This is a genomic window from Sulfuritalea sp. (genome assembly GCF_031426875.1).
Lineage (GTDB): Bacteria > Pseudomonadota > Gammaproteobacteria > Burkholderiales > Rhodocyclaceae > Sulfuritalea.
In genome coordinates this window covers 57,298-69,991 of the sequence record NZ_JASJPC010000051.1, presented here as the reverse complement: position 1 = coordinate 69,991, position 12,694 = coordinate 57,298, and the positions used below count along the sequence as shown (strand labels likewise).

General features: G+C 61.2%; 3 protein-coding genes. All 3 read right to left on the bottom strand.

What is annotated here, in order from left to right:
- Nucleotides 1-162: 162 nt before the first annotated feature.
- From RMO95_RS20245 to RMO95_RS20235, 3 genes are read right to left on the bottom strand one after another with little or no spacing between them, the layout of a single operon-like run.
- Entirely contained in the window at nt 163-9,318 is a 9,156-nt protein-coding gene (locus RMO95_RS20245; RefSeq protein ID WP_310452484.1) for a VCBS domain-containing protein, read from the bottom strand.
- Entirely contained in the window at nt 9,315-10,310 is a 996-nt protein-coding gene (locus RMO95_RS20240; protein ID WP_310452483.1) for a hypothetical protein, read from the bottom strand. Before RMO95_RS20240 ends, RMO95_RS20245 begins: the two co-directional genes overlap by 4 nt.
- Nucleotides 10,279-12,444 carry a peptidase domain-containing ABC transporter gene (locus tag RMO95_RS20235; RefSeq protein ID WP_310452482.1) on the bottom strand — a complete coding sequence of 722 codons (2,166 nt, stop codon included), beginning with the start codon at nt 12,442-12,444 and terminating at the stop codon, nt 10,279-10,281. The genes RMO95_RS20240 and RMO95_RS20235 overlap by 32 nt, the downstream gene beginning before the upstream one ends.
- Between the last annotated feature and the right edge of the window lie 250 nt (nt 12,445-12,694).

Genomic DNA, 12,694 nt, shown 5'->3' with positions numbered 1-12,694 from the left:
TTCGGCGCCGACTCCTGCAGGCGCAGCAGGGGCGGTGCGAACTCGAGGTGGTCGGGCTCGGTCCTGGCGAGAACCTTGTTCAGTAGCTTCATGTCGCGGCGATTCCCTGTTCCGGGCTCGCAGCCCCAGGCCGGCGGCCTGGGGCACGAGTCCCGCATTGCGCTAAGCGATCTTCTGCACGCCCTCGGCGAGGCCTTTGAAACCCTGCAGGTTATGTCCGGAGCCAGCCAGTAGCGAGAAGGCGTCCGTGCCGAAGGCGGGGGTCGATCCAAGGTAGCCGCTCGTGGCCTTGCCCAGCGCGACGGTATCCGCGCCGAGGCCATCGTCCAGCCAGGCCGGTCCGTTGCCGGCCAGCGCTTGCGACACCGCCAGATCCACTGCCAGCCAGCGCGCGAAGATCGATGCAGCATCGGTCGTTACCGCGCCGGCTGAGGCGACGGGCAGATACTTCTCCCAGTCCGCGAGGCTCAGATAGGCGGGTATCGACAGCGTAGGTGATGACTCCACCGGCGCCACGCTCGTCGAAGGCAAACCGACGTCCGATATCGCGTTGTCGGTAATGCTACTTGTCTTGCCGCCCTTCGCTCCTGGATCGCCCGGCGAGCTGCCGGCGCCGTCGTTGAAGTTCGTCGTGTGCCCCGCCGGTGCCGCGTCCAGGCCGTTGCCTACGCCCTGGTTGCCATGGCTGATCGACAGCCGGAAGACGTCGGACACCGAGAGGCTGTCCACCGTGTTGCCGGTGGCCGCCACCTGGTCTGTAGCGGTCACTCGCACATCCAGCGACATCACCTCCTTGGGCGACATCCCGGAGAAGGCCAGCGTCTGCGCGTCGAAGTACAGCCAATCCGGCAGGGCCGCGCCGTCCGCCAGTGTCGCGCTGTAGGTCAGCGCATCGCCGGCATCGATATCCTTGAAGCTGTCCGCCGGCATCTGCCAGGAGAAGGGTTTGTTGAAGGTGACGTCACGATCGGCCAAGGGCCCGTCCACGACAGGCGCGTCGTTAGTGCCGTGGAGGAACACATCGAGCACCGCGCTGGTGCCGATCTGTCCGTCCGTCGCCGTGTAGCCGAAGTGCTCGACCACCGCCGCGTCGCGGCCCAGCGACTGTATCGTCACGGCGGAATTGTCCAGGCTGTAGCTATAACTGCCATCCGCCGCCAGGACGAAGCTGCCGTACTCTCCGGCATAGCTGCCGGGATCGGCCACCTGCAGCACGGTGCCCCGATCGACGTCCGTGTCGTTGGCCAGCACATTGCCGGAGGCAGTAGTGAGCCAATCCTCGACCACGATGTCGGCATCATCGACCGTGACCGGAGCGTCGTTGGTGCCCTGCACGGTGACGTCCAGCGCGGAATCCACGGCGGCCAGACCATCCGTGACGGCATAGGCGAAGTGATCGACCGCGGACGTGCCGCTGGCCAGCGACTGCACGGCCAAGCTGTCATTGTGCAGGCTGTACGCATAGCGACCATCGGCCTGGAGTACCAGGGTGCCATAGGCGCCGACATACTCGCCAGGGGCAGCGACGCGCAGCAGCGTGCCATGGTCGATGTCGGTGTCGTTGGCAAGCACGTTGCCCGTGACGGGAAGGCTCGAATCTTCGAGACTCGACACCATGTCTGAATTGGCGACGGGGAAATCATTCACGCCCCGAATTTCCACATCGACGACGGAAGTGGCATTCCCGCCATGGCCATCCGTAATCGTGTAGGTAAAGCTGTCCGCCGTAGTCTCGCCCTCGGCCAACTCCTGAAACCCGTCGCCGATATCGTAGCTGACGATACCACCGGCCAAGCTTACCGTTGCGCCGATCGATGATGTCCCGACGGCGACGACGTCAATGACATCGCCGGAATCGGCATCCGTATCGTTGGTCAGAAGTTCGGCGGCTGATATGGACAAGGGGCCACCATCTTCATGGGTGACGATCTGATCCGGATAGGCTAGCGGGGGCGTATTCTCGGCCAGGCCAAACTGGGCCCGATTCAGTTGACTGCCATCCTCGAATGCCAATGTGGACAGGCCCTGGTCACTCAGATACCAGTCCGCCAATGCAATGCGGTCGTCGGATCCCGCGAACCCGAGGATCAAATCGGCGCCAGACCGCTCTACCGTGACCTGGTCCGCAGATATTCCGCTTTCCAACAACAGGGTATCCACGCCTTCGTGGTCAATGATCCGATCATTGCCATCGCCGCGACGATAGATATAGACATCGTTACCGGCACCACCGGAGAGAACGTCATCCCCGGCATCGCCGACGATGCGATCCTCTACTGCGGTACCCGCGATAGTGTCGTCATTGTCGGTGCCCTCGATGTCAAAGCCGCGCATGAGCAACTCTGCATACGAAATACTCTCGCCATCGGCGAAAACGAAACGATCGATTGCCGGATTGGCAAACGGATTTTGCGGATCGAATCCGTTGATGTGGATGGCATCCTCGCCGTTGAGCTTGATCAAGAGCGATCCAAGGCTCAACGAGATCATCCAGGAAAAAATCCCCTCTCCGAACATCAGGATGTTCGCCACTGAGACGCCATACTTCTTGCTCTCATCGTAGATGAAATCGGTGCCATCCCCGAGGTTGTAGGTGTAGATGTTTCCTCCGCCCGTTCCAAACAGGTAGTCATCCCCCGCCCCCCCTGTGAGCCTGTCACCACCCGCTCCGTTAAGCGTGTCGTCTCCACTCCCGCCCAGAAGGACGTCCATGCCGGCACCACCATCGATAAAATCGTTGCCTGATCCGCCCGCGATGTAATCCGCTAGACCACCGCCGATCAGGCGATCATTGCCAGCCTGTCCACTCAGATAATTCTCTGTCGAGGGATTTCCGACGAGCACGTCGTCTCCCTGGGTTCCGGAATTCGAAGGAATGCTCTGCGCCATGAAGGTCGGCACGTCCCACTCGGCGGGAATCTCCCTGCCCGGTTCCTGCGCAAGGCGCCGAATTTCGTCGATACCGACCTGGGTTCCGTCGGCAAACCTGAAGTATTCGACCCCCCAGAATCCCCCGTTGGGTTCGCCGTTCCACGAGGTGTAGGTTGGACTATCTGCCTTAGGGAGCACGATATGTACGCTTTTCCCCGAGCCCCAAGACAGGACCAAGGTTTCATAGAGTGTCGAGGGGTTCGTCTGATCGACAGCGCGCGTATCCAGCACGCCATAGGCAAATCGCAGATCAGAGAGGCTTACCCCCGTGTCAAATCGCACCGTGTCGGTGCTGAGCGAACCGGCTGAATTGTTTGCGCGATAGATCCAGCTGCCTCCCCATGGCGGGATGATCGAGTACCGCAAGACCGCCTCGTCGATGACCACATGGCCGGCCTGGCCGGGCACGATCAGATAGGTGTCGTCCCCGCCCATGCCGGCGAGATAGTCGTTGCCGCTCCCCCCCGCCATGACGTCGTTCGAGCTACCGCCGAGAATCCGGTCGTTGCCTGTACCACCGATCGTAAGGCTTCCTTCACCCCTGTTCGAGATGATGATGTCGTCTCCAGCCCCGGCATCGATCGCGGCCCACGGGTCCGAGTAGAAAAAGTCGCTGCCAGTCGTCCCCAAAAGCTGGTTCAGGCGGTATACGGTGTTCGAGGCGGAGTAGCTTCCGGAAATGTAGCTTTGTAATGCGACTGCGAGCGGCCCCCCCGTACCACCGGCATCTACCGCCTGAATTGTTGAAAGCCTGAGTGAGTTGCCAACATTTGATGGCGAGACCGCCGACAATGAGCTGCCGGTAAACCAGTTCAACAGACTGCTTGATGCAGTAGCCTGATACCCGTTCTGGTACTGCTGTACCTCTGCCCAGTCGTACCAACTTTCCTCCTCCTCGCCGGAGCTACCGAGCGGATAGGAGTATCCGCTGGAGTAACTGCCCGTGAGGCCGTAAGTCGGCTGCCCCCACTGCATCTGAAATACCGCACCGCCGCTGGCGTTCGTCCGCGTTGTGGAGAGGTAACTGACATAGCTTCCTGTCGCGGTTACAGGAGTACCGAAACTTTCGTAGTCCACATAGTAGGATGCAGAACCAGATGAACTCGACGAGTATCCAGTGACCATCGGGCCGGTTTCCACGGTATATAAGCTGCCGTCCGCAGCATGGTGGTATTCAATCGTGGAAGAAATGTTCTGTGTGACGGAAGCACTGACGCCCAGGATCAGCGACGATCTGCTGTAACTTCCGTCGGGCAGCAAGGTCCATCTGCCGGATCCGGTTTCGTGACGTTCACGCCAGTTCCACAGAGTCGCTGCGTTATGGTCGTTCCATGCTTGGCTAAGCATGTCGCCGGTGACGGATCCCGATTGCGTGAGGAAATCGCCCATGTTTGTCGTTTGGCCGTCAAACGACCGGATCAGCCATTGCTGATCCGTCGTGAAGTAATTCTTGACGAGCAGACTATGCTCCCCGCCTCGAACACGAAAGCGCAGATCGTCGTTGATGCGCTCAGCACGGACGAGATCCAGTGTCATTCCGCGTTGAAACTGTATCGTGCTGGTTTCCCCTTCTCCCTCGATTGCGGTGTCGGTGCCGTTCTCGTCCCAATAGTCGGTGTTCTCCCAACCGAAAACATAGGTATCGTTGCCGGCTCCGCCGATGAGAATGTCGTCGCCAGTGCCGCTATCGATGACGTCGTCGCCGCCCAAACCCAGAATGGTCTCACTGAAGCGCGTTCCGGCTAATACATCCGCCGCGTCCGTTCCGCTAATTGCCGAAACACTAAGCCCGTCCAGCGCGGCGGTATCGTAGTGTGACCCGTTGGCGAATACCAGTTCGTCAATGCTGCGCCGGACACCCCCGGTGCCATACCAGTCCGGCAGCGTAAGCTCATCCTCGGTACCCGCAATGCCGATATGTAGGCTGCCATCAACGCGCCGCGAGAAAACGAGGTCCGAAAACGCAATGTCCGGCCCGAAGACGATCCGGTTTGCTTCCTCCTCAATGCCTGGAAGATCTCCGATAGTGTCGCGCCCGTCACCCCGAGCAAACATATAGGTATCACTGCCCGTGCCACCTGAAAGCGTATCCGCACCCTGTCCACCGACCAACTCATCGTCACCGTCGCCACCAGAAAGGTTGTCGTCGCCCGCATCGCCATGCATTCGGTCGGCGATGTTGGTGCCTATCAGCACGTCGTTCGTTCCCGTGCCATCCACGTCGAAACCTCGCGCCAGGAGATCGTCGTAAGCCAGCGTGGAGCCGTCGTCGAACTCTATATGATCGAACGGACGCAGGCCAAGCACGTCATTGCGGTTGAAGCTATCGAAATGGATCACGTCATCCGGGTTGGTGCCCACCTGAATCGCCAAGGATCCAAGGCGAAGTTTCAGGCTGTCACCAGCCACTCCCGACAAGCGCAAGACATTGCCATTGCTGGCTGATGTCGAACTCGTCACGATGCGATCCGTACCATCGCCCTGCGCGTAAAAAATCGTGTTGTTGCTGCCCAGCACCGTGATCCTGTCGTTGCCGCCACCGCCAGCCACTTGAGCGCCACCGTCGCGCGCAGTCAGGGTATCCGCCTGATTCCCGCCCTGAACGGTAGCCCCGGGGCCGGACACTCCCAATGACACGGCCTCGCCCAACTTGGCGCCGACCAGCTTCGCCCAGCTTTGACTGCTGCCATCGGCGAATTCGATGCGTTCAAGTGCGCCCGTGAGCCCCCCTTGCACGACGATGTGATCCTGGCCGAACTCCAGCAGCAGATCCTCGGCACCGACCCGGCTCAAACGCAGGTCGGCCAGCTTGATGCCCGGACCAAAGCGCAGCGTGTCCTTGCCCGCCGCATCCACGATGGTTTCTTTCGTGTCCACGCCCAACGCACTTTCACCCACAGCCACGAGGTAGGTGTCGTCACCGGTTCCGCCATTCAGGTAGTCCACGCCCACCCCACCGAACAGGGTGTCGTTGCCGGCATCGCCAAACAGGCGATCCGCGTCTGCGCCGCCGGACAACAGGTCATTACCCTCGCCGCCGTTGAGCAGATCGTTGCCTGCGCCACCGAAAAGCTGGTCGTTGCCTCCGTCGCCGCTCAGGCTATCGTTGCCCTCGCCGCCATCGAGATAATCGTTTCCAGCTACTGAGGCGGCGCCATTCAGTTCCGCATCGCCCAGCAGCAGATCATTCCCTGCGCCGCCGTATATCTCATCGCTGCCGCCGCCACCCGCCAGTACATCGTTACCCTCGCCGCCATCGACGAAGTCTTTGCCGTGACTTGCGGTCACCCAGTCGTCGCCGCCTCCGGAAAAAATCACGTCGTCACCGCCGTCGGCGGCCCACTCGATGCTCATATCCAGGAAAGTCCTGATCCGCGCAAAACCCGAGAAGACCGTGTCGTCTGGCGTGACCGTGCGCGTGACGCTCCAGTCCCGATAGACGTTGCCGGCCATGACATCGCCATCTATGTCGTCATTGCCCGCGCCACCAATCAGGAGATCGCTGCCCGTTCCGCCGAGCAGCAGGTCGTTACCGATTCCGCCGATGGCCAGGTCATCGCCCGCCCCCGCCGACAGTGCCTCGCCCTGCAGCCCGCTCGCCGTGGCGTTTTGCGCGGCCAGGGCGGCGCGCGCCGCAATTAGTTCGTCGGCATACAGGCGGTCGTTGCCGGCGCCTTCGGTAATGGCGTCCCGCCCGGATCCCCCGATGACCAGGTCGTTGCCGGCGAAGCCGACCATCCAGTCGTCGTCATCGCCGCCCTCGATGCGGTCGTTACCGCCGTAGGGAGTGACGATGTTGTCCTTGCCACCGAGACCCTTGATCAGGTCGTTGATCAACATGCCCGCCGGAGCTTCATCCGTGAGGCTGTCGTCGCCGTTGCCGCCGACGATGGTGCGCGCCACGGGCGGTGTGGGTGCGCCGGGAAGGCTGATGCCCAGTTCGCCGGCGGCGAAGTCTTCCACGGTGGTGATGCCGGCGGCGCGGGTGATGGTGAGCCGCCCGCGGCCCGTGGCATCGGGGGTGAATTCATATGTCACGCCATCACGCCGCCATACCCCGGGCCGAACGTAATCACCGCCTTTCAGCGGTGTACCGTTGAGTGTGATGTTTCCCTTGCCATCGCTGTCGAGGATGACGTCGTCGCCATCGCCAGTGGTCAGCAAGTAGGTGTCGATGTCGATGCCGCCTTCGAGGCGGTCGTTGCCTTGGCCGCCGCTGAGGGTGTCGTCGCCGGCGCCGCCGTAGAGGTGGTCTTCGAGGCCTTGGCCGGTCAAGGGATCGGCTCGTTCGTCGCCGAAGGCAAATACCCGCGTGCTGGAGTGCACCGTTCCTTGCAGGATTTCGTAGCCGGAGGCTGTGTCGATGTAGTAGGTCGAGTCAGGTTCGTTGGTGTAATCCCGCGGCCGTTCGGGATCGTAGGTGACGGCTGCCGGATCGACCGGGTTCTTGTTCTGCGCGTTGAACCAGTTCTTGCGCTCCAGGAAGTTCGCCCGGTCGGCCAGCCAGGACTCGCTGATCGCGAGGGATTCGACCGGCGTGCCGGCGGCCCGGGCATCCTTGTCGGCCTGCCAAGCGGAGTAGAGCGTATTGCTGGTGCCCTCGAAGCCGAGCATCTGGGTTGCTGCACTGGCGCTGAAGACGAAGGGGCTCAGGCTGTAGAGCGCGGCATAGGCGGCAAAGTCGTTGCGGGCGCTGTCCTTCAGGGCGGCGCTCGACGGCGTCAGGCTGAGTCGGCCGGCCAGGGCTTGGTAGGCTTCGCTGGCGGTGATGGCCTTGAGCTTCTCATAGAACGTGTCGCGGCCTGTGTAGGGAAGCCCTGCGCTTTGGAAGTCCGCGGTCTTTGCCACCGCCCAAGTGTTCCCGTCCGGGCTGCCGTTGAGGCGGGCGGCCTTGGTCTGCGGGCCGAGGATGAACTCGGCCAGGGCATTGACGACGTTCTCCATGACGTCGCCTTCGGCTTGGCCTTGGCTGCCGCCCGAGAGCAGATCGCCATTGACCGCCTTGCGCCAAGAAGCGTTCCTTAGAATGGTGTCGAGGGGCGCGATCACATCGTTGCGCTGGGCCTCGGGCACCAGTTGAAGCAGGGTATTCTGGACGTTGAGAGAATCGACGATCAGCACCAGGCTATGGGTATCGCCAAAGTTCTTCTGGGAATAGCCGTCCACGAGCAGCTTCACGTCGCCGTAGTCCAGCACCGAGCCGATCACCGAGGCGCCAATCCCGCCGCGATAGAGCGGCTGGTTTTCGATGAACAGGCGCACATCCTGGCCGTAGTGCCAAAGGGAATTCGCGACGGCGGAAGGACTAGAATCGCCCACCACATCGTACTGCGGTGATAGGCCGGCGGCGGGGAGCGATTCTTTTCCCAGGTAAGCGCGCGACACACCCGCCGGAAGGCCGGCGCTCTCGCTCAGGCGAGCTACCAGTCGCACGGCCATCCGGTAGTCGAGCTTTTCAGCGAGGATTTGATCGTTGGTGACGGCGACCGGGCTGCGGTTGGCCTCCTCCCCGCTGCCGCCGGCTTTCAATTGCGGAACCCGCGCGGCTTCGATCAGCAGCCCACTTTCCTGACCAAGGACATTGGTGCTGTAGATATCGTTGAGTGCATACCACACCAGCAGTCCCTCCGCGCTGATTCCACCGGCTGGGTAGAGCGCCATGATCGAGGCTTGTGCCGTCAGAACGGCTTCCTTGGTGTCGTATCGTGTTGCACTGAGTATTCGGTAGAGCGCCTGGAGTTTCTCGTCGCTCAATTGGGCGACGATCTTGTCGGTGTTGTCGCGTAGTTCGACGAAGCTATTCAGCGCGCTTGCCAGGGTGTTGCCGGCATTGATCTTGCCGACCCCGGCACCATTGAAGGTGACCACCTGCTGAGCGGCACCCGGGTGCAGAAGGTTAAAGGCCGTGGCGAGATGACCACCGAGGCTGTAGCCGGTGACAGAGAAGGCTTTGCCGGCCAGCTTGGTGGGGTCCACGTTGAGCTTGGCATACCAGGCCTCCATATCCGCGATCTGGCCCCAGGCAAAGCCCGTGTTTTTGATCTCCAGTTCGTTGGTCGCCAGACTGTCGCGCACGGTGTCGTCGATGAATTCGGTGGAGCGGAAACTGACGACAAGTTCTCCCGTCTGGTTGTTCTTGAATAGAGTTCCGGAGAAACCAGCTGTCGTATTGACGCGCTGGTCGAGGACCGTCCAGCCCTTCACCGGATCAACGAAATCGTCGGCCTGAGTTTGGGTGAATTTGGAGGCGTGGTTGTTGCCTATTTTCAATGCCTCCAATAGTTGGCCTGCCGTCAGCACATTGTTGTTGCTATCGACAAGAAATGCCTCTGCCGCCATCTGGAGGTTGGCGTACTTGAGGTAGTCGGCAATCGTCGGTGTGGTCATTGCAACTTCTCCTGTCTGATATGGAGGACTTTTTCGGCAAAGTCGCGGGTCTGGTTCATTTTGAATGGATGATTTCCCGGCGCCATTGGAAACGCCGGACAGGCGTGATATGCCGCCAGCAACCACGGCGCGCGGCCACCCGATGTATCGCCCTGACTTCGATCCATCATGTAGCCGATGCGCTCGGCAATCACTTCAGTTGTCTTGAGGTCGACCACCTTGAGCGAACTGCCTGCGATCCAGTATTCGCGCTCTTCGCGGGTGGAGATATCGTCGTAGGTGACGCCGTAGCGCGGCATGGGGCTGAGGGCTGGGACTTTGTCGAGGACGAATGCGTAGATATTGAGATCGAAGTTCGGATTGCGCTTAAGATCAACTTGGATATTGGGTGCCGTTGCATCCATCTTGCCAACAGCTTTCCTGCTCCCTGTATAGCGATACCGCTTGCCGTCCTTCGGGTCGATGGCTTCGACGTAGCGGTAGCCGCTCGAAACAAGGTGTTCGTGAGCAATCGAACCTTTTTCGTTGCGTCCGCGAAGAAAATTCTCGATGTAGCCCTCGCCACCCAGGTCCCGCCCATACGGATCATCCAGCTTGAACTGATCCCCGTAGTTGATTTCATTGGGTCTGAGTTTCATCAGGAAGATGCCTTCGACATTGTCCGCAGTGCGGTGGATGAACTCGCCGGATTTCTTGCAGCGCTCGGCGAACATCGTCTCGGCCTTGGCCAGCCTTGCGCGGCCATCCTCCCGTGTCGTTGTGTTCTGCGCCCCGCCGGTCGCGGTACACGCGGCAAGAATGAACGGCAGCAGCGTCGTGGCGATGCGCTGAAATAATGTCCTGCTCATGCTGCCGTCCTCCAGGTGTTCTCGTTGATCGCCGCCATCGTTGAATCGCCGTCCCGCCAGCGCCGACTTTTCGCTGTCGTTCGGTAACTGCTGGGCATACTTGTTGTTACGTTCATTCTTTCGTCTCCCTGGTGGTTGGTCCATGCCCGCCCTCGCTCACCACCCCCATCCGCGCGCCGTGTTCGCCGAGCGAGATCACTTCGTCGACCTGCAGTCCCCTTGGAATCTGGTGGGTGATGAAGATCATGGTCACTATGCCTTTCAGCGTATTGATGGTGCGCGCGAAGTGTTCCGCGGTGTGCTGGTCGAGGTTGGATACGGCCTCGTCGAAAATCAGGATGCGCGGCTGCTTCAAGAGTGCGCGGGCGATCGCGATGCGCTGGCGCTGGCCGCCGGAGAGGCCGACGCCGCGCTCGCCGATTTCGGTCCGGTAGCCGTCGGGCAGCGTGTCGATCAGATCGTGGATTTCGGCGGCCTTGCAGGCCTTGATCACGTCATCGAAGCTGGCATGGGGCTGGGCCATGACCAGGTTGTCGTAGAGCGTGCCGGCGAACAGCACGGTTTCCTGCGGCACCACGCCGAAGCTCGTGCGCAACTCATTGGCGGCGAGGTGGCGGATGTCCCTGCCGTCGAGGCGGATCTGCCCTTCCTGCGGCAGGTAGAAACCCAGGAGCAACTTGGCCAGGGTGCTCTTTCCGCAGCCCGACGGGCCCATCAGCACGGTGAGCCGGCCGGGCTTGAAGGCGAGACTCAGGTTGCGGTAGAGCCAGGGATGGTTCTCGGAATAGCGGAAGCCGATATCGGCCAGTTCGATCTGGCCGCTGCCGGCGGTATTCTCCCGGGCCGGGATCAGGGTGTGGGGTTCCTGCGGCATGTCGAGGATGTCGCCCAGACGCTTGACGGCGATGTTGGCCTGCTGGAATTCCTGCCACAGGCCGACCAGGCGCAGCATGGGCTGGCTCATGCGGCTGGCGAACATCTGGAAGGCGACCAGCATGCCGATGGTGAAGCCTTCGTTTCTCATCACCAGCAGCGCGCCGACGATCAGGATGGACAATGTCATGATCTGTTCGACGCCGTTTGCGACGACGTTGTAGCTGTTGCCAACCTGCTTGGTGGAAAAGCCGGCGGCGAGATAGCCGGCCAGCAGATCGCCATACTTGCGGTCGACGTCGGGTTCCATCTGCAAGGATTTCACCGTGTCCATGCCGGCGATGTACTCGGTGAGGAAGGCCTGGTTGCGCGCGCCGAGCATGAACTGCCGGTTCAGGCGCTCACGGAACACCGGCACCATCAAGAGGCTCATCACCGCGATGAGCCCCAACAGGCCGAGCACGATCAGCGAGAGCTGCCACGAGTACCAGAACATCACCGCGAGGAAGATGAACAGGAAGGGCAGATCGAGCAGCAGCGTGACGGCGGCGCCGGAGACGAATTCGCGGATGGTCTCGACGCCCTGCAGGCGCGCCACCAGGGTGCCGGTGGGGCGGCGCTCGAAGTAGGGTGCGGGCAGGTGCAGCAGGTGGCGGAACACCTGGCTGCCCAGCACGGCGTCGATGCGGTTGCCGGTGTGCAGCACGAGGTACTGGCGCAACCATGTCATCGTGCTGGTGAAGAGCATGAACATCACCAGGGCGGCGCCGAGCACGACGAGGGTGTTCTGCGTCTGATGCACGACCACCTTGTCGATGATGACCTGGGTAAATAGCGGCGTCGCCAGGCCGACGAGTTGGATCACCAGCGAGGCGAGCAGGATGTCGCGCCAGATGCGCCGGTGCTTGAGCAGTTCAGGCACGAACCAGCGGAAGCCGAAGGGCTGCTTCTCGGACTTATCCCACCGGGGGATACCGTCCCTTTGGGACATAAAGCCGGGGACATCCTCATCCTTGCCCTCACCCGCAGACGATTCCTTGGCGACGAGGACAAGATCCGGTCCGAGTCTGACGGCCGCGTCTTCGACGCTCAAGGTTTCCGGCGTCTGGCTGCCCGGCAGGAAATAGAGCAGGCTTGCGCCGTCGCTCTTGAGGATCAGGATGGGTGTGGCGGGAGTTGAATCCTCCGCGGTGTTGTCTGCGGCGTGGAGGAAGGCGATGGCCGGCAGCGGCAGCTTGGACCTATCCAGTTCGGCAAACTTGCGCGAGCCTGTCTTGAGGCACAGAGCACGCGCGGCGTGGTGGAACGACGCCAGGGTGTGCGGCGGCGGGATTTGCTGCGCGACCAGCGCGGCATCGAAGGGGATGCGGTGCAGATTGCAGAGGCTGCCAAGCAGCCAGAGCATCTGTTCGCTCGACAGCGATCGATCCAGGATTTCCCACTCCCCCGCAGTGTTTCTATTCTTGGCGGAACTGGTGCGTCACCATGCATTGATACAGCGATCACCTATTGTTGAAATCATGATATGGGAATTAGCTGAATCATGCAATAGGACTATAGAGGTTAAACATTTGACGACGAAACTGGCCAACATTGGGGAGTGTCTGTTCTTTACCCTATATTAGCCGCTCCAGAAATGCCCAATGACTCGCCAC

Excerpts from the sequence above, each read along its gene's own strand:
- RMO95_RS20245 (WP_310452484.1), bottom strand. The coding sequence starts at position 9,318 with ATGACCACACCGACGATTGCCGACTACCTCAAGTACGCCAACCTCCAG.
- RMO95_RS20240 (WP_310452483.1), bottom strand. The coding sequence starts at position 10,310 with ATGGACCAACCACCAGGGAGACGAAAGAATGAACGTAACAACAAGTAT.
- RMO95_RS20235 (WP_310452482.1), bottom strand. The coding sequence starts at position 12,444 with ATGCTCTGGCTGCTTGGCAGCCTCTGCAATCTGCACCGCATCCCCTTC.